We start from the raw sequence: 20,505 nt of genomic DNA, 5'->3' as shown, positions 1-20,505 counted from the left end.
TCAGCCCAGCGTCACGCGCGCGAAGCGGCGCTTGCCGACCTGCACGACGTAGGTGCCGGCACCGAGCTTCAGCCCCTTGTCGCTGACCACGTCGCCATCGACGCGCACGCCGGCGCCTTCGATCAGCCGCCCGGCCTCGCTGGTCGACGGCGCGAGGCCGGCCTGCTTCAGCAGCGCGGTGATGCCCAGCGGTGCACCGGCCAGCGTGCGCTCTTCGATGACGTCGGGGATGCCGCCCTTGGCGCGGTTGTCGAAATCGGCCTGCGCCGCATCGGCCGCCGCCGCGCCGTGGAAGCGCGTGGTGATCTCCCGGGCCAGCAGCACCTTCGCGTCCTTCGGATTGCGCCCGCCCTCGACCTCGGCCTTCAGCGCCGCGATCTCGGATTCGGGCCGGAAGCTCAGCAGCGTGAAGTACTTCCACATCATCGTGTCGCTGATCGACAGGATCTTCGCGAACATCTCGTTCGGCGCGTCGGTGATGCCGATGTAGTTGTTCTTGCTCTTCGACATCTTCTCGACGCCGTCCAGCCCCTCGAGCAGCGGCATCGTCAGGATGCACTGCGGCTCCTGGCCGTATTCGCTCTGCAGCGCGCGCCCGACCAGCAGGTTGAACTTCTGGTCGGTGCCGCCGAGCTCGAGGTCGCTCTTCAGCGCGACCGAGTCGTAGCCCTGCATCAGCGGGTACAGGAACTCGTGCACGCTGATCGGCGTGCCGGCCTTGAAGCGCTTGGTGAAGTCGTCGCGCTCCATCATGCGCGCCACGGTGTAGCGCGAAGCCAGCTGGATCATGCCGCGCGCGCCCAGCGGGTCGCTCCATTCGGAGTTGTAGCGGATCTCGGTGCGGCTCTCGTCCAGCACCATCGCGGCCTGCCGGTAGTAGGTCTGCGCGTTGGCCTCGATCTGCTCGCGCGTCAGCGGCGGGCGCGTGCTGTTGCGCCCGGACGGGTCGCCGATCATCGACGTGAAGTCGCCGATCAGGAAGATCACCGTGTGCCCCAGGTCCTGCAGCTGGCGCATCTTGTTCAGCACCACCGTGTGGCCGATGTGGATGTCGGGGGCGGTCGGGTCCAGGCCCAGCTTGATGCGCAGTGGCACGCCGGTTGCTTCAGAGCGTGCGAGCTTGTTCAGCCATTCGCCTTCGGGTAACAGCTCGTCACAGCCCCGCAGTGAGACCGCCAGCGCTTCGCGCACGCGGTCGGAGATCGGAAACGGGGGCTGGGTCGACATGGTCTTTTCCGAGGCGGAATGTGGGGTTATTCCGGAAATATTGGCGCGAAGATCGGTGGCTATACTGCGCCGCTTCCGAGTGCCGGCCCCGGCTGAACGACAGGGGCCTGCAAGCGTCCGCGATTCTAGTGGACGCCTGCCGGCAGCAAGACAGACCAGAGCGCGGCGTCCGATGGCGGTGTGCTTGCAGACAGGGCTTGACCGTCCTTCCAAAGCAGTGAACTCGTTGGATTCTCTCGATCAGGCACTGGCCACGGCCGGCTCCCGCACCCACCGCTTCATCGCCCGCCATCCGCGCACGCTGGCCACGACCGTGGTCGCGCTGCTGATGGGGGCCGGCGTCACCGCCTTCGCCATCGCGCCGATGGCGCCCGATGCGGCCGACCTGCCGCGGCGCGTGGTGACGGAAAGCGTCACCCCGGAGGACGTCGGATCGCAGCTTGAAGTGCTGGCCAGCCACGAGCTGTCGCTGTACCGCAGCGATCTGACGCGCAATGCCGACACCGCCGACAGCCTGCTGCGCCGCATGAACGTGACCGATGTCGCGGCCGCCGCGTTCCTGCGCGCCGACAAGACGGCGCGCCGGCTGCTGGAAGGCCGGGCCGGCAAGATGGTGCAGGCGCGCACCGGCGAGTCGGGCGCGCTCGAGGAACTGGTGGCCCGCTTCCCGGCCGCCGACCCGGCGCAGCTGGCCACGCATTTCACGCGGCTGAGCGTGCGGCGCGTCAACGGCGGCGGCTTCGAGGCCGTGCAGGAAACGGCGCCGCTGGCCGCCCAGGTGCGCCTGGGCAGCGGCACGATCCGCAGCTCGCTGTTCGCCGCGACCGACGAATCGCGCATCCCCGATCCGGTGGCCAGCCAGATGGCCGAGATGTTCTCGACCGACATCGACTTCCACCGCGAGCTGCGCAAGGGCGACACCTTCAGCGTCATCTACGAGGCCCTCACCGCCGACGGCGAGGTGATCACCTGGAACCAGGCCGCCGGCCGCGTGCTGGCCGCCGAGTTCGTCAACAACGGCCGCAGCTACTCGGCCGTGTGGTTCAAGGACCCGGCCGGCAAGGGCGGCTACTTCGGCTTCGACGGCCAGAGCAAGCGCCGCGCGTTCCTCGCCAGCCCGCTCGAGTTCTCGCGCGTGACCTCGGGCTTCTCGATGCGCTTCCATCCGATCCTGCAGAACTGGCGCGCCCACCTGGGCGTCGACTACGGCGCCCCGACCGGCACCTCGGTGCGCAGCGTCGGCGACGGCACGGTCGATTTCGCCGGCTGGCAGAACGGCTACGGCAACGTCGTCAAGATCCGCCACAGCAACGACCGCGAGACGGTCTACGCGCACCTGAGCCGCATCGACGTGAAGCGCGGCCAGCACGTCGAGCAGGGCATGCACATCGCCAACGTCGGCATGACCGGCTGGRCCACCGGGCCGCACCTGCACTTCGAGTTCAAGGTGAAGGGCCAGCAGCAGGATCCGCTGGTGGTGGCCAAGGCCTCCGAGGCCGTGGTGCTGACGGCGTCGGCCCAGACCGACCTGGCCCGCGTGACGCGCGGCTGGCGCGAGCAGCTGAAAGCCGCCGAGTCGCTGGGGCCCTACTCGAACGACGCCGAATAGGCAGCGGGGCGTGGCTACCATCGCGCGATGACGGAACGCTACATCGGCTTGATGTCCGGCACCTCGCTGGACGGCGTGGACGGCGTGATCGCCGACTTCGGCAACGACGGCCTGCGGGTGGTCGGGCATGTGCACCAGCCGTTCTCGGCCCGGCTGCGCGAGGAATTCCTGTCACTCAACACATCGGGCAATGACGAGCTGAACCGCGCCGCGCTGGCCGGGCAGGCGCTGGCGCGCCTCTATGCCGGCATCGTCGACAGCCTGCTGCAGCAGGGCGGGCTCGCGCGCTCCGACATCCGCGCCATCGGCGCCCACGGACAGACGGTGCGCCACCGGCCGGGCGGCGACAGCGGCTACACCGTGCAGGTGAACGCGCCGGCCTTGCTGGCCGAGCTGAGCGGCATCGACGTGGTGGCCGACTTCCGCAGCCGCGACGTCGCCGCCGGCGGACAGGGCGCACCGCTGGTGCCGGCCTTCCACCGGGCGGTGTTCGGCCCCGGCGGGCACGCCGGAGCGGTGCTGAACATCGGCGGCATCAGCAACCTGACGGCCTGGCACCGCGGCGACGGGCCGACCATCGGCTTCGACTGCGGCCCGGGCAACGGGCTGATGGACCACTGGTGCCAGCGCCACCGGCACCTGCCCTTCGATGCGGGCGGGGCCTGGGCGGCATCCGGTCGCACCGAGGCGAGCCTGCTGGCGCAGATGCGCGGCGATGCCTACTTCGCGCTGCCGCCACCGAAGAGCACGGGGCGCGACCTGTTCAACGCGGAATGGCTGGACGAGCAGCTGGCGCGCATCGGCCACGCGCTGCGGCCCGAGGACGTGCAGGCCACGCTGTGCGAGCTGACGGCCTCGACCTGCGCCGATGCGGTCGAGGCACAGGCCGCCGGCGCCGAAGAGGTGCTGGTCTGCGGTGGCGGCGCCTTCAACGACGAGCTGCTGCGCCGCCTGGCCGCCGCCCTGCCGGGGCGGCGCGTGATCCGCAGCGATGAGCGCGGGCTGCCCGCCAGCGAGGTCGAGGCGGCCGCATTCGCGTGGCTGGCCCGCATGCACGTGCGGCGCGAGCCGGGCAACCTGGTGTCGGTGACCGGGGCGCTGGGGCCGCGCGTGCTGGGCGCGCTCTACCCGGCCTGAAACGACAAAGCCGCCCGAAGGCGGCCGTGTTGCGCGGCGTGAAGGTTCAGACCGAGAAGCTCGACCCGCAACCGCAGGTCGTCGTCGCGTTCGGGTTCTTGATCACGAACTGGGCGCCTTCGAGGTCGTCCTTGTAGTCGATCTCGGCGCCGGCCAGGTACTGCAGGCTCATCGCGTCGATCAGCAGCGTGACGCCGTTCTTGCTCATCTGCGTGTCGTCCTCGTTGATGATTTCATCGAACGTGAACCCGTACTGGAAGCCGGAGCAGCCGCCGCCCTGCACGAAGACCCGCAGCTTCAGCTCGGGGTTGCCTTCTTCGTCGACCAGCTCCTTGACCTTGCTGGCAGCGCTGTCGGTGAAGACCAGCGGCACCGGCGGCACGCTGGAATCAAGGCTCTGGATGTCGTTTGCCACTGCGCTCATGGGAATTCCTTGTAGGACGCCTTCAACGGCGAACAGACCCGATTATCCGCCGGCCTCAGGCCGCTTGTGCGGTTGTGGGATTGGCATTGGCCGTTGCCAGCTTAAGTGGCGCCTTTTCGTCGGCTTTCAACGGGTGGAGCTCACCGTCGATGCGGGCGCCCTGGTGCATCTCGAGCGATTCGTAGCGCACGTCGCCGACGATGCTGGCCTTGGGCTGCAGCTCGAGCAACTGGTCTGACAGGACCGGGCCGATCACGGTGCCGTTGATGATCACGTGGCCGGCCTTGACCTTGCCGATGACCTTGGCTTTCTCGCTGATGACGAGGATGCTGTAGGCCTCGCTGCTGGCGATCACGTCGCCCTGAACCTCGCCGTCGATGCGCAGGCCGTCGGCGAAGCGCAGTTCGCCCAGGATCACGGTGCCTTCGCCGATCAGCGTGCGGATGGGAGGCTGCTTCGTCTTGCCGAACATGATGGTTTCTCCAACGTGAAGGATGCCGTCTGCTGCGGCTCGTGCGCCCGGATGGTTTCAGAGCTTGAGCATCTGGGTCGCTCGGACGGCCCCGCGGTTGTCGGTGACCTTGACCTGAACGGTTTTTACCACGGCCTGCGCCGGGTGATCGATCATTCCCTCCAGACGAAGGTACTGCTTCACGACCAGCGGCAAACCGCCGTTCGGCAACGACATCGACCAGGGCTTTCCATCGAGCAGGCCGGTCAGCAGGATGTCGTAGCGGCCGGAGAATTCGGGCGCCGATTTGCCCATCTGCATGACCAGCAATTGGTAACGAAGTTGGCCCGGCGCCTTGGCTTCGGCCTGCAGCGCGCGCACCGTCAGCGCCTCGGCCGTGCCGGCCGGCAGCAGGCGCTCGAAGAAGCCGAGGTCGGCCTTCAGCGCCATGTTCTCGGACTCGATCTGCTTGAGCTGCTGGGCCAGCTTGTCCTGCGCGACCTTCTCGGTCTTCAGCAGGCTGCCGGCGGTGTTGGCGATCGACTGCGCGCCTTCGCGCTCGGCACGCAACTGGGCGACCTCGATGCGCAGCTGGGCCAGCTCGGCCTTGGCATCGCGGTCGAGCCCGGCGATGTCCTTGCCGAACTCGAAGGCCCACAGCGCCAGCGCCGCGGAGAAACCGAACACCAGCGCGATGACTGCCCAGCGCAACGGCCACGGCAGGTGGCTTCGCACGATCATGCGCGGGGCGCTGATCGACATCCGACGACGAAGCAGTTTCCAGCGCATTGAAAGGAGTGAAGAGGACTCGCGGCTCGTGATGCGGAGCCCGGCGCTCCCGATCGAGCTAGGGATTGTAGGAGTGGCCGGTCGCGTGCTTGTGTCCAAACCTTGCTGGCGCAACCGGCCGGAAAACAAAAAGGGCCGCTGGTGAGAGCGGCCCTTTTCGGTCTGGATGGATCAGCGCTTGCTGAACTGCTTCCTGCGGCGAGCGCCGTGGAGACCGACCTTCTTCCGTTCGACTTCACGCGCATCGCGGGTGACGAAGCCGGCACGGCTCAGTTCCGGCTTCAGCGCGGCGTCGTAGTCGATCAGCGCACGGGTGATGCCGTGGCGGACGGCACCGGCCTGGCCGGATTCGCCGCCACCGTGCACGTTCACCTTGACGTCGAACGCGGCATCGTTGGCCGTCAGCACCAGCGGCTGGCGCACGACCATGATGGACGTTTGACGGCCGAAGTACTGGTCGACGGGCTTGCCGTTGACGAGGATCTGGCCGGTGCCCTTCTTGATGAAGACGCGTGCCACCGACGACTTGCGGCGGCCGGTTCCATAGTTCCAATTTCCGATCATTGCCGCTCCTTAGATGACCAGCACTTTGGGCTGCTGGGCGGCGTGCGGGTGGCTGTCACCGGCATACACCTTCAGCTTCTTGACCATCGCGAAACCGAGCGGGCCCTTGGGCAGCATGCCCTTGACGGCCTTTTCCAGCGCGCGGCCGGGGTGCTTGGCTTGCATGTCCTTGAACTTGGTGCCGTAGATACCGCCGGGGAAACCCGAGTGGCGGTAGTACACCTTGTCGTTGGCCTTGTTGCCCGTCACGCGGAGCTTGTCTGCGTTGACGACGACGATGAAATCACCGGTGTCGACGTGAGGCGTGTAAATGGCCTTGTGCTTGCCGCGCAAACGGAGTGCCACTTCGCTGGCAACACGTCCGAGCACCTTGTCGGTGGCGTCAATCACAAACCACTCGTGCGTCACTTCGGCCGGCTTGGCGCTGAAGGTCTTCATGAGGTTCTTTCGATAAGCTGACCGCGACATGCGGCCAGCAGGGTTCGGCCTGAATTTGAAACTCCATCTTTGCGATCGGCGCTGCTCGTCAACCGTTTGGCAGCCTCTCAGGCAGATGGTCCTTCCCGGGCCAGTGCGGAAAAGCCTTCTAGTGTAGCCCAAGCCATTGGCAGCTGCCTAGGAGCCATACCTTGCGACTGGGACACCCGAACTGGTACATTAGGGTTTGTACTGAGTTTTCGCGATGAACACCTCTGCCGTCACTCCCGAACGCACTTCGCCCCTCGCGGCGGACCGTGGCGGCGTGCCGGTGGCGGCGCGCTTTCAGTGGGTGCCGATCCGCTCGATGGCCGAACGCCATCGCGGACGGATTCTCAATCACCTCCTCGCCTTGAACGAGAGTGACCGCTACCTGCGATTCGGTTATCCGGCCACGGACGCACAGATCGCGCGCTACGTCGACGGGCTCGATTTCGACCGCGACGAGCTGTTCGGCATCTTCAACCGCCGCCTCGAGTTGATCGCGCTGGCGCATCTGGCCTACGCGCCGACCGCCAGCCCCGCCGATGGGGCGATGGCCGAGTTCGGCGTGTCGGTGTCCAGCCATGCCCGCGGGCGCGGCTACGGCGCCCGGCTGTTCGACCGTGCCGTGCTGCAGGCCCGCAACCGCGGCTGCGAGCGCCTCTTCATCCACGCCCTGAGCGAGAACGTCGCGATGCTGAAGATCGCTCGCCGCGCCGGGGCATCCGTCGAGCGCGACGGCTCCGAATCGGCGGCCTGGCTGAAACTGCCGCCCGACAGCATCGCGTCGCAGGTGGGCCAGCTGTTCGAACGGCATGCCGCCGAGCTGAACTACCAGCTCAAGCGCCACGCGCAACGCATGAGCGGCCTGCTCGACACCGTCACGGAAGTGAAGGCCCACGTGAGCGGTACGGGCCGCGTCGCCTCGGAATAGCGTGGAAGATCACGTTTTCAACGTGCAATCTGACAACAGTACGGCCCCGATGTGAGGGATGCAGTGGAAGTGGCACCGCGGCTAGGATGCATTCCGTTCGTCGCTCGACGGGTCCTGTCGGGCCCGGTCCGACGGACCCCATCCGAGTCCGTCTTCTGATCATGCAAGCCCTGCCCTGGATCGTCGCATTGGCAGTCGTCGCGCTGCTGGCCCTCGCGCTCCTGGTGCTGTTGTGGCGCGGACGCAAGCCGCCGCAACCCAAGCCGCTGCCGACCGAATGGGCGCTGACCGCCCGCCCGGTGTTCAGCACCGACGAGCGCCGCATCTACCGCCTGCTGCGCGAAGCGCTGCCGCATCACATCGTGCTGTCGAAGCTGCCGCTGGTGCGCTTCTGCCAGCCCAACGACCCGAGCGAAGTGCGCTACTGGTTCGACCTGCTCGGCTCCAACCACGTGACCTTCGCGGTCTGCAGCGCCAACGGCCGCGTGCTGGCCGCCATCGACCTCGACGTCGAACGCGGCGGTTCGCGCCGCGTGCAGCAGATCAAGCAGTCGGTGCTGGCCGCCTGCCGGGTGCGCTACCTGCGCTGCTCCACCGACCACCTGCCGTCGATCGCCGAGCTGCAGCTGCTCGTGCCGCACAGCGGTGCCGCGTCGCGTGCGCCGCAGCCCGCACCGACGCACACGCTGCAGGAGAGCCGCGAATCGCTGGCGACGACGGTCGCGACGCGGCGTGCCGAGCGCACCGCGCTGTGGAGCGATTCGACGCTGTTCCAGGATTCGTTCTTCTCGCCCGACAGCCGCCTCGATGCGTTCGCCAGCAGCGAGTTCTCGCCGCTGGCCGAGCGCAACGGCAAGACCAGCCCGCGGCAGGGCCCGGCCTTCGCGACCACCAACCCCGGCGGCGACAGCACGCTGGGCGACGACGTCGCCGGCGTCGTGGTCGACCCGCCGCACTACGCGTCGAGCACGCGCCACTGAGCGCCCTCACATCGCCCGCCGCGTACGATGCGGGCATGTCATCCCCCTCGTCGTCCGAAACCCCCTACGCCGGCTTGACGCCGGAAGTCGTCCTCGACGCGCTCGATTCGGTGGGGCTGCGCGGCGACGGCCGGCTGATCCAGCTGAACTCCTACGAGAACCGCGTGTTCCAGGTGTTCCTGGAGGACAAGCGCGTCGTGGTCGCGAAGTTCTACCGCCGCGGACGCTGGAGCGACGCGCAGATCCTCGAAGAGCACGCGTTCGCGGCCGAACTGGCCGCCGCCGAGATCCCGATCGTCGACCCCTGGCCGCTGGTCAGCGAGCAGAACGGCACGCGCTCGACGCTGTGCCACTTCAAGACCGCCGACGACGCGCATCGCTTCTCGATCACCGAGCGCCGCTCGGGCCGCGCGCCCGAGCTGGAAGACGACGCGACGCTGGAATGGATCGGCCGCTTCATCGGCCGCATGCATGCCGTCGGCGCGAAGAAGCCGTTCGCGCACCGCCTGGCGCTCAGCCCGCAGACCTACGGCGAGGCGCCGCGCGACTGGCTGCTGGCCACCGACATCATCCCGCCCGATGCGAGGCCCGCGTGGGAGCAGGCCGCGACGCAGGCGCTGGCCGAGGTGGCGGCGTGCTTCGAGGCGGTGGGCGAAACCCGCACGATCCGCCTGCACGGCGACTGCCATACCGGCAACGTGCTGTGGACCGAAGCCGGCCCGCATTTCGTCGACCTCGACGATGCGCTGTCCGGCCCGGCCGTGCAGGACCTGTGGATGCTGCTGTCCGGCGAGCGCAGCGCCGCGACCCGCCAGCTGCATGCGCTGCTGACCGGCTACGAGGACTTCATGGAGTTCAACTGGCGCGAGCTGCGCCTGATCGAGGCGCTGCGCACGCTGCGCATGATCCACTACAGCGCCTGGCTGGCGCGGCGCTGGAACGATCCGGCCTTTCCGGTGGCCTTCCCGTGGTTCGGCGCGCCGGTGTACTGGGTGGACCAGACGGTGCGCCTGCGCGAGCAGGTCGAGACGCTGCGGGAGCCGCCCGCCTGGGGCGGCCCCGCGTACTGACAGGCCTCAGGCCGTCAGCAGCGCCGTGACGCGCCGCACGTAGGCCGCAGGATCCTCCAGCTGCCCGCCTTCGGCCAGCACGGCCTGGTCGAACAGGATGTTCGCCAGTTCGTCGAACTGCGCACTCGATTCGAGCCGCTTGACCAGCGCATGCTCGGCGTTCACCTCGAGCACCGGGTGGGTCTTCGGCGCCGTCTGCCCCGATTGCTTCAGCATGCGCGCCAGGTGGCCGCTGATGTCGCCTTCCTCGACGACCAGGCAGGCCGGCGAATCGACCAGGCGCGTCGTCACGCGCACGTCCTTCGCGCGGTCCTTCAGCGCCTCCTTCAGCCGGTCGAGCACCGGCTTGAAGGCGGTCGCCACCTCTTCGGCCTGCTTCTTCTCGGCCTCGTCCTGCAGCTTGCCGAGGTCGACCGAGCCCTTGGCCACGCTTTGCAGCGGCTTGCCGTCGACTTCGTACAGGTGACTCAGCATCCACTCGTCGACACGGTCGACCAGCAGCAGCACCTCGATGCCCTTCTTGCGGAAGATCTCCAGCTGCGGGCTGCTCCTGGCGGCCACCAGGTTGTCGGCGGTGATGTAGTAGATCGCCTCCTGGCCTTCCTTCATGCGGCCCAGGTAGTCGGCGAACGACACCCCTTCATCGGCCTGCGTCGATGCGAAGCGCAGCAGCTTGGTCAGCCGCTCCTGGTTGGCATGGTCCTCGCCGACGCCTTCCTTCAGCACCGCGCCGAAATCCTTCCAGAACGCGGCGTACTTGGCGCGCTCGGCCGCGTCCTCGTTGTCGGCCAGCGATTCCAGCATGCCCAGCACGCGCTTGGTCGAGCCTTCGCGGATCGCCTTCACGTCGCGGCTTTCCTGCAGCAGTTCGCGCGAGACGTTCAGCGGCAGGTCGGCGCTGTCGATCACGCCCTTCACGAAGCGCAGGTACACCGGCATCAGCGCCTCGGCATCGTCCATGATGAAGACGCGCTTGACGTACAGCTTCACGCCGCCGCGCTTGTCGCGGTTCCACAGGTCGAACGGCGCCTTGGCCGGCACGTACAGCAGCTGCGTGTACTCGCTGCGGCCTTCGACGCGGTTGTGCGTGAAGGCGAGCGGCGCCTCGGTGTCGTAGCTGATCTGCTTGTAGAACTCGGCGTACTGCTCGGGCGTGATGTCGCTCTTGCTGCGCGTCCACAGCGCGGCCGCCTTGTTGACCGGCGCCCATTCGTCCTGCACGACCTGCTCCTGCTTCTCGGCATCCCACTCCTCCTTCTGCATCAGGATGGGCAGCGAGATGTGGTCGGAGTACTTGCTGACGATGGAGCGCAGCTTCCAGGCGTTCAGGAACTCCTCTTCGCCCTCGCGCAAGTGCAGGATCACCGAGGTGCCGCGCTGCGCGCGTTCGATCGTCTCGACCTCGAAGTCGCCGCTGCCTTCGGAGCTCCAGCGCACGCCCTGCCCGGCCGGCAGGCCGGCGCGGCGCGATTCGACGGTGATGCGGTCGGCCACGATGAAGCCGCTGTAGAAGCCGACGCCGAACTGGCCGATCAGCTGCGCATCCTTCTTCTGGTCGCCTTCGAGCTTGCTCATGAACTCGCGCGTGCCGCTCTTCGCGATGGTGCCCAGGTTGGCCACCGCCTCCTCGTCCGACAGCCCGATGCCGTTGTCGCTGATCGTCAGCGTCTTCGCGGCCTTGTCGAACGAGATGCGCACCTCGAGGTTCGGCGCGTCTTCGTACAACGCGGCATGGTTCAGGGCTTCGAAGCGCAGCTTGTCGCAGGCGTCCGACGCGTTCGAGACCAGCTCGCGCAGGAAGATCTCCTTGTTGGAATAGAGCGAGTGCGTGACGAGGTGCAGGATCTGCTTGACCTCGGCCTGGAAGGAAAGTGTTTGCTTGTCCATATCCTGCGATGTAAAAAGTGAGTGCGAGCTTGTAGGCGCTGTCCGACAACACTTTGCGCCACAGAGCGGCTGCAGTTGGGGTCAGATACGGTTACCTTCAAGGCCCTCGAGTTYCCCCGATCCGGGCGACAGTGCCCTGCCACTCATTCTTGCGCCCGATGACCTTGACCTCCACGCTGGAAAGCTGGTTCGCCCCGTCTGCCGCCACCGCCTCCTGGACCCTCGACCGCTTGCGCGGCGTCGATCCGGTGCTGGGCTTTGCGCTCGTGATGGTCGTTGCGGTGGTACTGGGCGAGGTGCTGCGCCGGCGCTTCCGCCTGCCGCGGCTGTGCGGCCACATGCTGACCGGGGCGCTCGCCAGCCCGCTCGCGCTGCGGCTGCTGGAGCGCACCGACCTCGACCCGGTCAAGCCGCTGATCGATCTGGCGATCGGCGTGCTGGTGTTCGAGCTCGGCAGCCGCATCCGCCCGCGCTGGCTGATCGACAACCCCTGGCTGGCGCTGACCTGCGTGCTGGAGGGCCTGCTGTCGGGGTTCGCGGTCTACATCGGCCTGGTCGCGTTCGACGCGCCGCCGATCTCGGCCGCGCTCGCGGCAGCCGTCGCGATGTCGACCTCGCCGGTCATCGTGCTGGCACTGGTGCACCAGATGCGCCCGCGCGGCCAGGTCACCGAACGGCTGCTGATGATGTCGGCCATCAACAGCGTGCTCGCGATGCTGGCGCTGAAGGCCTGGGGCGTGCTGGCCGCGTCCGGCACCTCGCCGACGGAGCCGGGCTTCGAGCCGGCCATCACCAGCGGCCTGCTGGTCATCAGCGGCTCGTTCCTGCTCGGCGTCGCCGCCGGCTGGGTGCTGACGCAGCTGACGAAGCTGGTGCGCGGCCTGACGACGGCCCCGGTGCTGCAGATCGCGCTGGTCATCATCGCGGCGATGCTGGCCGCGCAATGGAAGCTGTCGCCGCTGCTCGCCCTGCTGGTGGCCGGCATGGTGGCGCGCTCGCGCATGGGCCACGGCCTGACGGTCGAGCCGCACCTGGGCACCGCCGGCGCGACGCTCAGCGTGATGCTCTTCATCTGCCTGGGCATGCTGTTCACGCTCGACGGCTTCGCGACGCTGTGGCCGTGGGTGCTGGTGATCATCCTCGCGCGGCTGCTCGGCAAGGGCCTCGCGATCGCCGCGCTGGCGCGGCCGAGCGGCCTCGGCTGGCGCCAGGCCAGCGCGCTGACCGTGGCGCTGCAACCGATGAGCAGCCTCGCGGTGCTGCTGACGGCCGACACCTTCGGCTGGCCGTCCCAATTGCCGGGTGCGCATGGCGGCGTGCTGCAGGCGCTGCTGATCTCCACCACGCTGCTGCAGTTCATCGGCCCGCTGCTGGCCGAGCGCGCGCTGCGTGACGTGGCCATGGAGTGCGCCCCGCTGTCGAACAAGAAGGTCCCCTGACATGGCACTGGCCGAATTCACCACCTCCGAACCGCTGACGCTGGGCGTCGAACTCGAGCTGCAGCTCGTCAGCACGCACGATTTCGACCTGGCGCCGCAGGCCGAGGACCTGCTGCGCGTGCTCAGCAAGCACAGCGGTGCCTGGGACGTGAAGCCCGAGATCACGCGCAGCATGATCGAGATCGGCACCTCGATCCAGCGCGAGCACGCCGGCCTGGTCTCCGAGCTGCACGACCTGCGCGCGCAGCTGTCGCAGGGCGCGCGCAAGCTCAACATCGGCATTGCCGGCGGCGGCACCCATGCCTACCAGCACTGGAGCGACCAGCAGATCTTCCCGACCGAGCGCTTTCACTACATCAGCGAGCTGTACGGCTACCTGGCCAAGCAGTTCACCGTGTTCGGCCAGCACGTGCATGTCGGCTGCGAAGACGGCGACACCGCGCTGTGGCTGCTGCACGCGCTGTCGCGCTACGTGCCGCACTTCATCGCGCTGAGCGCCTCGTCGCCGTTCGTGCAGGGCGTGGACACCGGCTTCGACTCGGCGCGGCTGAACTCGGTGTTCGCATTCCCGCTGTCCGGCCGCGCGCCGTTCGTGACCACCTGGGAAGACTTCGGACACTACTTCGACAAGATGACCAGCACCGGGGTCGTGCAATCGATGAAGGACTTCTACTGGGACATCCGCCCCAAGCCCGAGTTCGGCACCATCGAGCTGCGCGTGTGCGACACGCCGCTCGACGTCGACAAGGCGGCGGCGCTCGCCTGCTACCTGCAGGCGATCTGCCGCTACCTGCGCGAGGAGCGGCCGTTCGAGCCGTCGGAAGACGACTACCTGGTCTACACGTTCAACCGCTTCCAGGCCTGCCGCTTCGGGCTCGACGGCGAGATCGTCGACCCGCAGACCAAGCAGCGCGAGAAGCTGCGCGACAACATCGTGCGCACGCTGGCCCGCGTCGACGAGCACGCGCTGGACCTGCGTTCGCTGGACGCCAGCAACCTGATCCGCGACAGCCTGCGGCAGGGCAACGACGCGCATTGGCTGCGCGGGTTGCGTGCCGAAGGCGAGCCGCTGTCGTCGGTGGTCCACAGCGCGACGGAGCGCTGGATGTTGTAGCCCGGATGGAAATCCGGGACTTGTGATTCACGAAACCCGGATGAGCATCCGGGCTACGGACTCAACCCTTGGCTTGCGCCAGCATCGTCTCGGCGTTGCTGACCTCGAACTTGCCCGGCGCCTCGATGTTGAGCGTCTTCACGACGCCGTTGTCCACCAGCATCGAGTAGCGCTGCGAGCGCACGCCCATGCCGCGGCTCACCAGGTCCAGCGTCAGGCCGGTGGCCTGCGTGAAGGTGCCGCTGCCGTCGGCCATCATGCGCACCTTGCCTTGGGTGTGCTGGTCGCGGCCCCAGGCGCCCATCACGAACGCGTCGTTCACCGAGACGCACCAGATCTCGTCGACGCCGGCGGCCTTCAGCGCATCGACGTTCTTCACGTAGCCCGGCAGGTGCTGGGCCGAACACGTCGGCGTGAAGGCGCCCGGCAGCGCGAAGATCGCGATCTTCTTGCCGGCGGTCTCTTTCTCGATGTCGAAGGTGTTCGGCCCCAGGCTGCAGCCATTGCCTTCGACCTCGATGAATTCCTGCAGGCTGCCTGCGGGAAGCTTGTCACCAACTTTGAGCATGTGATCCTCCAATGAAAAAACGGCCGGACGCCAGTATCCCAGCGTTCCGACCGTCTTCGGAGGTGCTCTTCGCAGAGCCCCCAAGGTCAACTCAAATCAGACTTCGCGGGCCTTCTCGACCAGGCGCGTCACGACCCAGGACTTGGTCTTGGAAATCGGACGGCTTTCGGAGATCTCGACCACGTCGCCCAGCTTGTACTCGCCCTTTTCGTCATGGGCGTGGTACTTGCTCGACTTCGCGACGATCTTGCCGTACAGCTCGTGCTTGGTGCGGCGCTCGACCAGCACGGTGATGGTCTTGGCGCGCTTGTCGCTGACCACCTTGCCCACCAGGGTGCGGGTGTTCTTGTGCGGCGCTTCGGTCGTGGTTTGCGTGCTGCTCATTTGGCGGCCCTCTTCTTCTCGGCCAGGACAGTCTTGGCGCGTGCGATGTCGCGGCGCGTCTTGCCCAGCGTCGAATGGTTGGTCAGTTGTTGGGTCGCCTTCTGCATGCGCAGGCCGAAGTGGGCCTTCAGCAAGTCAGCCACTTCCTTTTCCAGGCCGGCGACGTCCTTGGAGCGGAGTTCAGATGCTTTCATGTCGTTCTCCGGTAGAGCGTCAAGCGCCCACCTGGCGCGACACGAAGGTGGTGCTCAGCGGCAGCTTGGCCGAAGCCAGCTTGAACGCTTCGCGGGCCAGCTCTTCAGGCACGCCGTTAAGTTCGTAGAGCACCTTGCCCGGCTGGATTTCAGCCACGTAGTACTCCGGATTGCCCTTGCCGTTGCCCATGCGGACTTCGGCAGGCTTTTGCGAGATCGGCTTGTCCGGGAAGATGCGGATGAAGATCCGGCCGCCACGCTTGATGTGGCGCGAGATCGCACGGCGTGCGGCCTCGATCTGGCGCGCGGTCAGGCGACCACGCTCCGTGGCCTTCAGGCCGAAATCGCCGAACGACACGTTCGCACCGCGGGTGGCAACACCGGTGTTGCGACCCTTTTGTTCCTTGCGGAATTTCCGACGAGCGGGTTGCATCATGTTTTATTCTCCTTTGGCCTCGCCCGAGCCTGCGGCATCGGGGGCCTTGCGCACACGCTTGACGGCGCTCTTCGGCGCGTCCGCACCACCGGCGGGGGCGCCAGTGGCTTCGGCCGGCTTGTCGCTGCCTTCGACCGGCGCACCCGCTTGACGGGGTGCGCGATCGCCACCACGGTCGCCACGATCGCCACCACCACCGCCCGGGCGGCCACGGCCAGCCGGGGCGCCGGGGCGCGTGTTGCGACGCGGACGGCGGTCGTCCTCTTGCACCTCGGTCTTGATGACCGGCACTTCGCCATTGGCGAGGCGGTCACCGCGGTAGACCCAGCACTTCACGCCGATGATGCCGTAGGTCGTCTTGGCTTCGGAGAAGCCGTAGTCGATGTCGGCCTTCAGGGTGTGAAGGGGCACGCGGCCTTCGCGGTACCACTCGCAACGGGCGATCTCGATGCCGTTCAGGCGGCCCGACGACATGATCTTGATGCCCTGGGCGCCCAGGCGCATCGCGTTCTGCATCGCGCGCTTCATGGCGCGGCGGAACATGATGCGCTTCTCGAGCTGCTGCGTGATGCTGTCGGCGATCAGCTGAGCATCGATTTCGGGCTTGCGCACTTCCTCGATGTTGACGGCCACCGGCACGCCCATGCGGCGCGCCAGTTCGGCCTTCAGCTTCTCGATGTCCTCGCCCTTCTTGCCGATCACCACGCCCGGACGTGCCGAGAAAATGGTGACGCGGGCGCTCTTGGCGGGGCGCTCGATCAGGATGCGCGAGACGGCAGCGTTCTTCAGGCGTGCCTTCAGGAAGTCACGGACCTTCAGGTCTTCGGCCAGCATCGTGGCGAAGTTCTTGTTCGACGCGTACCAGCGCGAAGCCCAGTTGCGCGTCACCGGCAGGCGGAAACCGGTCGGATGGATTTTCTGTCCCATGGTTTTCCTTCTGCGCTCAGTTGCCCACGGTCACGAAGATGTGACACGTCGGCTTGCTGATGCGGTTGCCGCGGCCCTTGGCCCGTGCGGAAAAGCGCTTGAGGGTGGCGGCCTGCTCGACGAAGATCGTCTTGACCTTCAGCTCGTCGATGTCGGCACCGTCGTTGTGCTCTGCATTGGCGATTGCCGATTCCAGAGCCTTCTTGATGATGCCGGCGGCCTTCTTGGGGGTGAAGGTCAGGATGTTCAGCGCCTGGTCGACCTTCTTGCCGCGGATCAGGTCGGCCACCAGCCGGCCCTTGTCGGCAGAGAGGCGGACGCCGCGAACGATTGAACGGGTTTCCATCGTCGTCATCCTTACTTCTTGTTGGCCTTCTTGTCGGCCGGGTGGCCCTTGAACGTGCGGGTCAGCGCAAATTCACCGAGCTTGTGGCCGACCATCTGGTCGGTGATGTACACGGGCACGTGCTGCTTGCCGTTGTGCACCGCGATCGTCACGCCGATGAAGTCCGGGAGGATCGTCGAGCGACGCGACCAGGTCTTGATGGGCTTCTTGTCCTTGATGGCAACGGCCTTCTCGACCTTGGCCATCAGGTGGTGGTCGACGAACGGACCTTTTTTGAGCGAACGGGTCATGGCAGCCCCTTACTTCTTGCGACGCGAGACGATGAACGTCTGCGTGCGCTTGTTGTTGCGAGTGCGGTAGCCCTTGGTCATCGTGTTCCACGGCGACACAGGCACCTGGCCTTCGCCGGTACGACCTTCACCACCACCGTGCGGGTGATCCACCGGGTTCATGGCGACGCCGCGAACCGTCGGGCGGATGCCCTTCCAGCGCCGCGCACCGGCCTTGCCGTACTGGCGCAGGTTGTGCTCTTCGTTGGCGACCTCGCCGATCGTGGCGCGGCAGTCGATGTGGATCTTGCGCACTTCACCCGAGCGCAGGCGCAGCTGGGCGTAGGTGCCTTCGCGCGCCAGCAGCGTCACCGAGGTGCCGGCCGAGCGTGCGATCTGGGCACCCTTGCCCGGCAGCAGTTCGACGCAATGGATCGTCGAGCCCACCGGGATGTTGCGGATCGGCAGCGTGTTGCCGGCCTTGATCGGCGCTTCTGCGCCGCTCAGCACGGTGGCACCGACATCCAGCCCGCGCGGGGCGATGATGTAGCGGCGCTCGCCGTCGGCGTAGCACACCAGCGCAATGTGCGCCGTGCGGTTCGGGTCGTACTCGATGCGTTCGACCTTCGCCGGGATGCCGTCCTTGTTGCGCACGAAGTCGACGACACGGTAGTGGTGCTTGTGGCCACCACCCTTGTGACGCATCGTGATGTGGCCGTTGTTGTTGCGGCCCGCATTCTGCATCTGCGGCTCGAGCAGCGATGCTTCCGGACGACCCTTGTAGAGGTGGCTGTGGACCACCTTCACGACGGCACGGCGGCCGGGCGACGTCGGTTTGACTTTGATGACGGCCATTACGCGGCCTCCCCGGAGAAGTTGAGCTCCTGGCCAGCCTTCAGCGACACGTACGCCTTCTTGACGTGGTCGCGGCGGCCGATGGAACGGCCGAAGCGCTTGACCTTGCCCTTTTGAACCACGGTCTGCACCGACTCGACCTCGACCTTGAACAGCAGTTCGACCGCTGCCTTGATCTCGGGCTTGGTGGCATCGCGCAGCACCTTGAACAGCACCTGGTTGTGCTTCTCGGCAGCGGACGTGGCCTTTTCGCTCACGATCGGCGCCACCAGCACCTGGGCCAGGCGGCCCTCGTCATGCTTGATCGTGCTCATCCCAGCATCTCCTTGAGTTGCTCGATCGCAGCCTTGGTCACCAGCACCTTCTTGTAGAAGACGAGGGACAGCGGGTCGGCGTAGCGAGGCTCGACCACCAGCACATTGGCCAGGTTGCGCGAGGCCAGCAGCAGGTTGTCGTCGACCTGGTCGGCGATCACCAGCACCGAGTCGAGGCCCATGGCCTTGAACTTCGCGGCCAGTTGCTTGGTCTTGGGCGAATCGACGGTCAGCGAATCCACGACGGCCAGGCGGCCTTCGCGGGCCAGCTGCGAGAAGATGGCGGCCATGCCGGCGCGGTACATCTTCTTGTTGACCTTGTGGGTGAAGTTTTCGTCCGGGCTGTTCGGGAAGATCCGGCCGCCTCCGCGCCACAGCGGCGACGAGGTCATGCCGGCACGGGCGCGGCCCGTTCCCTTCTGGCGCCACGGCTTCTTCGTGGAGTGCTTGACCGTCTCGCGGTCCTTCTGGGCGCGCGTGCCTTGGCGGGCATTGGCCTGGAAGGCAACGACGACCTGGTGGACCAGGGCTTCGTTGTAGTCGCGGGCGAAGACGGTGTCAGGCGCGTCGACCTTGGAGGTCGCCTGCCCTTGATCGTTCAGGAGCTCGAGTTGCATTACTTGCTCCCCTTCTTGGCCTTGACCTTGACGGCGGGGCGCACGACCACGTGGCCGTTCTTCGCGCCCGGCACGGCGCCGCGCACCAGCAGAAGCCCACGGGCTTCATCGACGCGGACGATGTCCAGGTTCTGGATGGTCTTGGTGACGTCGCCCAGGTGGCCCGACATCTTCTTGCCCGGGAACACGCGACCCGGATCCTGCGCCATCGAGATCGAGCCCGGCACGTTGTGCGAACGGCTGTTGCCGTGCGACGCGCGCTGCGAGCTGAAGTTGTGGCGCTTGATGGTGCCCGTGAAGCCCTTGCCGATGGAGGTGCCTTGCACGTCCACGAGCTGGCCCACGGCAAACGTGGTCACCGGCACCTGTGCGCCCGGCTTGAAGCCGGTGGCGACGTCGGCGGTGACGCGGAATTCCTTGAGGACTTCACCGGCTTCGACACCCGCTTTCGCGAAGTGGCCGGCTGCAGGCTTGATGACGCGCGAAGCTTTGCGCGCACCGAATGCCACTTGGATGGCGCTGTAGCCATCGGTTGCCTCGGTCTTGACCTGGACGACGCGGTTGTTGGACACGTCGAGCACCGTCACGGGCACGGCATCGCCGTCGTCCGTGAAGATGCGCATCATGCCCACCTTGCGGCCCAGCAAACCGAGATGTTCGCTAAGACTCATGAATATTCTCCAGCCCCCGCCCCTTTCAGGTTGGAAGCCTTTGTTTGACATGCCCGACATCGATTGGCCGGGCTGACTTGGTTGGCTCTCTGCACCACGGTGTGACCCGAGACGCAAATGCCGAACCGGCCTTGGAAGGCCGGCTACTGCGGAAAGCCTGCGATTCTAGCCAGCCGCGGCCAAAGCCGCAACCAATTCCTCGCAGGCCCCCTGTTTTGCTTACTGCAGCTTGATCTCGACGTCCACGCCGGCCGGCAGGTCGAGCTTCATCAGCGCGTCCACGGTCTTGTCGGTCGGGTCGACGATGTCCATCAGGCGCTGGTGGGTGCGGATCTCGAACTGGTCGCGCGAGGTCTTGTTGACGTGCGGCGAACGCAGGATGTCGAAACGCTGCATGCGGGTCGGCAGGGGCACCGGGCCCTTGACGATCGCGCCCGTGCGCTTGGCGGTGTCGACGATCTCCAGTGCGGACTGGTCGATCAGCTTGTAGTCAAACGCCTTCAGGCGGATGCGGATCTTTTGCTTGGTTGCCATGACGGTTCCTTAAAGAGCGGTGCGGCCTCGCGGCCGCGGTGTTGTAAAGGCCGGGCCGGACGGATCCGGCCCGGTCGTCATGCAGCCTTACTCGAGGATCTTGGCGACGACGCCGGCGCCGACGGTGCGGCCACCTTCACGGATGGCGAAGCGCAGGCCTTCTTCCATCGCGATCGGGTTGATCAGCTTCACGGTGATGCTGACGTTGTCGCCCGGCATGACCATTTCCTTGTCCTTCGGCAGCTCCACCGCGCCCGTCACGTCCGTCGTGCGGAAGTAGAACTGCGGGCGGTAGTTGTTGAAGAA

27 protein-coding genes are annotated in these 20,505 nt (G+C 66.7%); 7 read left to right on the top strand and 20 right to left on the bottom strand.

Features of this window, described 5'->3' with window-relative positions; translation table 11 throughout:
* On the bottom strand, positions 1 to 1,227 hold the full coding sequence (gene tyrS / locus AC1DYN_RS08435; protein WP_477958671.1) for a tyrosine--tRNA ligase: 1,227 nt from the start codon (positions 1,225 to 1,227) through the stop codon (positions 1 to 3).
* Between the two features lie 226 nt (positions 1,228 to 1,453).
* Between tyrS and AC1DYN_RS08430 the strand changes: the two genes are divergently transcribed.
* Both AC1DYN_RS08430 and AC1DYN_RS08425 read left to right on the top strand, forming a co-directional pair.
* A complete protein-coding gene (locus tag AC1DYN_RS08430; RefSeq protein ID WP_477958670.1) occupies positions 1,454 to 2,836 on the top strand; it encodes a M23 family metallopeptidase in 1,383 nt (460 codons plus the stop codon).
* Positions 2,837 to 2,863: 27 nt separating this feature from the next.
* The gene (locus AC1DYN_RS08425) at positions 2,864 to 3,973 is read left to right on the top strand and encodes an anhydro-N-acetylmuramic acid kinase (RefSeq protein ID WP_477958669.1); all 1,110 of its coding nucleotides are present in this window, start codon (positions 2,864 to 2,866) and stop codon (positions 3,971 to 3,973) included.
* 46 nt (positions 3,974 to 4,019) lie between these two features.
* Here AC1DYN_RS08425 and erpA read toward each other — a convergent pair whose 3' ends face one another.
* The 5 genes from erpA to rplM form a co-directional block, all read right to left on the bottom strand.
* Positions 4,020 to 4,397, bottom strand: coding sequence for an iron-sulfur cluster insertion protein ErpA (gene erpA / locus AC1DYN_RS08420; protein WP_477958668.1), 378 nt, complete (start codon positions 4,395 to 4,397; stop codon positions 4,020 to 4,022).
* 55 nt (positions 4,398 to 4,452) lie between these two features.
* Positions 4,453 to 4,869: a bactofilin family protein gene (locus AC1DYN_RS08415; protein ID WP_477958667.1), complete on the bottom strand. Its 417-nt coding sequence runs from the start codon at positions 4,867 to 4,869 to the stop codon at positions 4,453 to 4,455.
* Between the two features lie 57 nt (positions 4,870 to 4,926).
* Positions 4,927 to 5,589, bottom strand: a complete 663-nt coding sequence (locus AC1DYN_RS08410) for a DUF6776 family protein (RefSeq protein WP_477958666.1) — start codon at positions 5,587 to 5,589, stop codon at positions 4,927 to 4,929.
* 219 nt (positions 5,590 to 5,808) lie between these two features.
* Positions 5,809 to 6,201, bottom strand: a complete 393-nt coding sequence (gene rpsI, locus AC1DYN_RS08405) for a 30S ribosomal protein S9 (protein ID WP_257828241.1) — start codon at positions 6,199 to 6,201, stop codon at positions 5,809 to 5,811.
* Positions 6,202 to 6,210: 9 nt separating this feature from the next.
* On the bottom strand, positions 6,211 to 6,639 hold the full coding sequence (gene rplM / locus AC1DYN_RS08400) for a 50S ribosomal protein L13 (RefSeq protein WP_477958665.1): 429 nt from the start codon (positions 6,637 to 6,639) through the stop codon (positions 6,211 to 6,213).
* 244 nt (positions 6,640 to 6,883) lie between these two features.
* Here rplM and AC1DYN_RS08395 point away from each other — a divergent pair, with 244 nt between their 5' ends.
* The 3 genes from AC1DYN_RS08395 (at position 6,884) to AC1DYN_RS08385 (ending at position 9,644) form a co-directional block, all read left to right on the top strand.
* The gene (locus tag AC1DYN_RS08395; RefSeq protein WP_477958664.1) at positions 6,884 to 7,594 is read left to right on the top strand and encodes a GNAT family N-acetyltransferase; all 711 of its coding nucleotides are present in this window, start codon (positions 6,884 to 6,886) and stop codon (positions 7,592 to 7,594) included.
* A gap of 161 nt (positions 7,595 to 7,755) precedes the next feature.
* Positions 7,756 to 8,574 carry a DUF2726 domain-containing protein gene (locus AC1DYN_RS08390; RefSeq protein WP_477958663.1) on the top strand — a complete coding sequence of 273 codons (819 nt, stop codon included), beginning with the start codon at positions 7,756 to 7,758 and terminating at the stop codon, positions 8,572 to 8,574.
* Between the two features lie 35 nt (positions 8,575 to 8,609).
* The gene (locus tag AC1DYN_RS08385) at positions 8,610 to 9,644 is read left to right on the top strand and encodes a serine/threonine protein kinase (protein WP_477958662.1); all 1,035 of its coding nucleotides are present in this window, start codon (positions 8,610 to 8,612) and stop codon (positions 9,642 to 9,644) included.
* A gap of 6 nt (positions 9,645 to 9,650) precedes the next feature.
* On the opposite strand, the gene htpG is transcribed toward AC1DYN_RS08385, so the two are convergent.
* On the bottom strand, positions 9,651 to 11,531 hold the full coding sequence (gene htpG, locus AC1DYN_RS08380; protein WP_477958661.1) for a molecular chaperone HtpG: 1,881 nt from the start codon (positions 11,529 to 11,531) through the stop codon (positions 9,651 to 9,653).
* 158 nt (positions 11,532 to 11,689) lie between these two features.
* Between htpG and AC1DYN_RS08375 the strand changes: the two genes are divergently transcribed.
* Positions 11,690 to 12,970 (top strand): cation:proton antiporter, encoded by a 1,281-nt coding sequence (locus AC1DYN_RS08375; protein ID WP_477958660.1) that lies wholly within the window; start codon positions 11,690 to 11,692, stop codon positions 12,968 to 12,970.
* Position 12,971: 1 nt separating this feature from the next.
* Positions 12,972 to 14,084 carry a YbdK family carboxylate-amine ligase gene (locus AC1DYN_RS08370; RefSeq protein ID WP_477958659.1) on the top strand — a complete coding sequence of 371 codons (1,113 nt, stop codon included), beginning with the start codon at positions 12,972 to 12,974 and terminating at the stop codon, positions 14,082 to 14,084.
* Between the two features lie 61 nt (positions 14,085 to 14,145).
* Here the strand turns inward: AC1DYN_RS08370 and AC1DYN_RS08365 are convergent, their stop codons facing one another.
* The 13 genes from AC1DYN_RS08365 to AC1DYN_RS08305 all read right to left on the bottom strand — a co-directional run.
* A complete protein-coding gene (locus AC1DYN_RS08365) occupies positions 14,146 to 14,652 on the bottom strand; it encodes a peroxiredoxin (protein ID WP_477958658.1) in 507 nt (168 codons plus the stop codon).
* A 96-nt stretch (positions 14,653 to 14,748) separates the two neighbouring features.
* Complete coding sequence (gene rpsQ, locus AC1DYN_RS08360) at positions 14,749 to 15,036, bottom strand: 30S ribosomal protein S17 (protein WP_477958657.1); 288 nt, start codon at positions 15,034 to 15,036, stop codon at positions 14,749 to 14,751.
* On the bottom strand, positions 15,033 to 15,230 hold the full coding sequence (rpmC, locus tag AC1DYN_RS08355; RefSeq protein ID WP_477958656.1) for a 50S ribosomal protein L29: 198 nt from the start codon (positions 15,228 to 15,230) through the stop codon (positions 15,033 to 15,035). Before rpmC ends, rpsQ begins: the two co-directional genes overlap by 4 nt.
* Before the next feature lie 19 nt (positions 15,231 to 15,249).
* Positions 15,250 to 15,666, bottom strand: coding sequence for a 50S ribosomal protein L16 (gene rplP / locus AC1DYN_RS08350; RefSeq protein ID WP_477958655.1), 417 nt, complete (start codon positions 15,664 to 15,666; stop codon positions 15,250 to 15,252).
* Between the two features lie 3 nt (positions 15,667 to 15,669).
* Positions 15,670 to 16,593 carry a 30S ribosomal protein S3 gene (gene rpsC / locus AC1DYN_RS08345; protein ID WP_477958654.1) on the bottom strand — a complete coding sequence of 308 codons (924 nt, stop codon included), beginning with the start codon at positions 16,591 to 16,593 and terminating at the stop codon, positions 15,670 to 15,672.
* Between the two features lie 16 nt (positions 16,594 to 16,609).
* Entirely contained in the window at positions 16,610 to 16,939 is a 330-nt protein-coding gene (rplV, locus tag AC1DYN_RS08340) for a 50S ribosomal protein L22 (RefSeq protein ID WP_477958732.1), read from the bottom strand.
* Positions 16,940 to 16,950: 11 nt separating this feature from the next.
* Positions 16,951 to 17,229: a 30S ribosomal protein S19 gene (gene rpsS / locus AC1DYN_RS08335; protein ID WP_073462818.1), complete on the bottom strand. Its 279-nt coding sequence runs from the start codon at positions 17,227 to 17,229 to the stop codon at positions 16,951 to 16,953.
* Positions 17,230 to 17,238: 9 nt separating this feature from the next.
* Positions 17,239 to 18,063 (bottom strand): 50S ribosomal protein L2, encoded by an 825-nt coding sequence (gene rplB, locus AC1DYN_RS08330; protein WP_477958653.1) that lies wholly within the window; start codon positions 18,061 to 18,063, stop codon positions 17,239 to 17,241.
* Positions 18,063 to 18,377: a 50S ribosomal protein L23 gene (gene rplW / locus AC1DYN_RS08325; protein ID WP_477958652.1), complete on the bottom strand. Its 315-nt coding sequence runs from the start codon at positions 18,375 to 18,377 to the stop codon at positions 18,063 to 18,065. Before rplW ends, rplB begins: the two co-directional genes overlap by 1 nt.
* Positions 18,374 to 18,994 (bottom strand): 50S ribosomal protein L4, encoded by a 621-nt coding sequence (gene rplD / locus AC1DYN_RS08320; protein WP_477958651.1) that lies wholly within the window; start codon positions 18,992 to 18,994, stop codon positions 18,374 to 18,376. Before rplD ends, rplW begins: the two co-directional genes overlap by 4 nt.
* Positions 18,994 to 19,665 (bottom strand): 50S ribosomal protein L3, encoded by a 672-nt coding sequence (rplC, locus tag AC1DYN_RS08315; protein WP_477958650.1) that lies wholly within the window; start codon positions 19,663 to 19,665, stop codon positions 18,994 to 18,996. The genes rplD and rplC overlap by 1 nt, the downstream gene beginning before the upstream one ends.
* 219 nt (positions 19,666 to 19,884) lie before the next feature.
* Positions 19,885 to 20,199: a 30S ribosomal protein S10 gene (gene rpsJ / locus AC1DYN_RS08310; RefSeq protein ID WP_047506357.1), complete on the bottom strand. Its 315-nt coding sequence runs from the start codon at positions 20,197 to 20,199 to the stop codon at positions 19,885 to 19,887.
* A gap of 87 nt (positions 20,200 to 20,286) precedes the next feature.
* Positions 20,287 to 20,505, bottom strand: a 219-nt coding sequence (locus tag AC1DYN_RS08305) for an EF-Tu C-terminal domain-related protein (RefSeq protein WP_477958649.1), incomplete at its 5' end; no start/stop codon positions are given.

This window comes from Rhizobacter sp. P2_D12 (genome assembly GCF_056404395.1).
This window is presented reverse-complemented; position numbering and strand designations above follow the sequence as displayed.

Bases quoted from the DNA above. Each gene is read 5' to 3' on its own strand.
- AC1DYN_RS08410 (WP_477958666.1), bottom strand. From the start codon at position 5,589: ATGATCGTGCGAAGCCACCTGCCGTGGCCGTTGCGCTGGGCAGTCATC.
- rpsC (WP_477958654.1), bottom strand. From the start codon at position 16,593: ATGGGACAGAAAATCCATCCGACCGGTTTCCGCCTGCCGGTGACGCGC.
- rpsS (WP_073462818.1), bottom strand. From the start codon at position 17,229: ATGACCCGTTCGCTCAAAAAAGGTCCGTTCGTCGACCACCACCTGATG.
- rpmC (WP_477958656.1), bottom strand. From the start codon at position 15,230: ATGAAAGCATCTGAACTCCGCTCCAAGGACGTCGCCGGCCTGGAAAAG.
- htpG (WP_477958661.1), bottom strand. From the start codon at position 11,531: ATGGACAAGCAAACACTTTCCTTCCAGGCCGAGGTCAAGCAGATCCTG.
- rplC (WP_477958650.1), bottom strand. From the start codon at position 19,665: ATGAGTCTTAGCGAACATCTCGGTTTGCTGGGCCGCAAGGTGGGCATG.
- rpsI (WP_257828241.1), bottom strand. From the start codon at position 6,201: ATGATCGGAAATTGGAACTATGGAACCGGCCGCCGCAAGTCGTCGGTG.
- rplW (WP_477958652.1), bottom strand. From the start codon at position 18,377: ATGAGCACGATCAAGCATGACGAGGGCCGCCTGGCCCAGGTGCTGGTG.
- rplD (WP_477958651.1), bottom strand. From the start codon at position 18,994: ATGCAACTCGAGCTCCTGAACGATCAAGGGCAGGCGACCTCCAAGGTC.
- rplV (WP_477958732.1), bottom strand. From the start codon at position 16,939: ATGGAAACCCGTTCAATCGTTCGCGGCGTCCGCCTCTCTGCCGACAAG.
- AC1DYN_RS08395 (WP_477958664.1), top strand. From the start codon at position 6,884: ATGAACACCTCTGCCGTCACTCCCGAACGCACTTCGCCCCTCGCGGCG.
- AC1DYN_RS08425 (WP_477958669.1), top strand. From the start codon at position 2,864: ATGACGGAACGCTACATCGGCTTGATGTCCGGCACCTCGCTGGACGGC.
- rpsJ (WP_047506357.1), bottom strand. From the start codon at position 20,199: ATGGCAACCAAGCAAAAGATCCGCATCCGCCTGAAGGCGTTTGACTAC.
- AC1DYN_RS08385 (WP_477958662.1), top strand. From the start codon at position 8,610: ATGTCATCCCCCTCGTCGTCCGAAACCCCCTACGCCGGCTTGACGCCG.
- AC1DYN_RS08415 (WP_477958667.1), bottom strand. From the start codon at position 4,869: ATGTTCGGCAAGACGAAGCAGCCTCCCATCCGCACGCTGATCGGCGAA.
- AC1DYN_RS08365 (WP_477958658.1), bottom strand. From the start codon at position 14,652: ATGCTCAAAGTTGGTGACAAGCTTCCCGCAGGCAGCCTGCAGGAATTC.
- AC1DYN_RS08390 (WP_477958663.1), top strand. From the start codon at position 7,756: ATGCAAGCCCTGCCCTGGATCGTCGCATTGGCAGTCGTCGCGCTGCTG.
- AC1DYN_RS08370 (WP_477958659.1), top strand. From the start codon at position 12,972: ATGGCACTGGCCGAATTCACCACCTCCGAACCGCTGACGCTGGGCGTC.
- tyrS (WP_477958671.1), bottom strand. From the start codon at position 1,227: ATGTCGACCCAGCCCCCGTTTCCGATCTCCGACCGCGTGCGCGAAGCG.
- rplM (WP_477958665.1), bottom strand. From the start codon at position 6,639: ATGAAGACCTTCAGCGCCAAGCCGGCCGAAGTGACGCACGAGTGGTTT.
- AC1DYN_RS08375 (WP_477958660.1), top strand. From the start codon at position 11,690: ATGACCTTGACCTCCACGCTGGAAAGCTGGTTCGCCCCGTCTGCCGCC.
- rplP (WP_477958655.1), bottom strand. From the start codon at position 15,666: ATGATGCAACCCGCTCGTCGGAAATTCCGCAAGGAACAAAAGGGTCGC.
- rplB (WP_477958653.1), bottom strand. From the start codon at position 18,063: ATGGCCGTCATCAAAGTCAAACCGACGTCGCCCGGCCGCCGTGCCGTC.
- rpsQ (WP_477958657.1), bottom strand. From the start codon at position 15,036: ATGAGCAGCACGCAAACCACGACCGAAGCGCCGCACAAGAACACCCGC.
- erpA (WP_477958668.1), bottom strand. From the start codon at position 4,397: ATGAGCGCAGTGGCAAACGACATCCAGAGCCTTGATTCCAGCGTGCCG.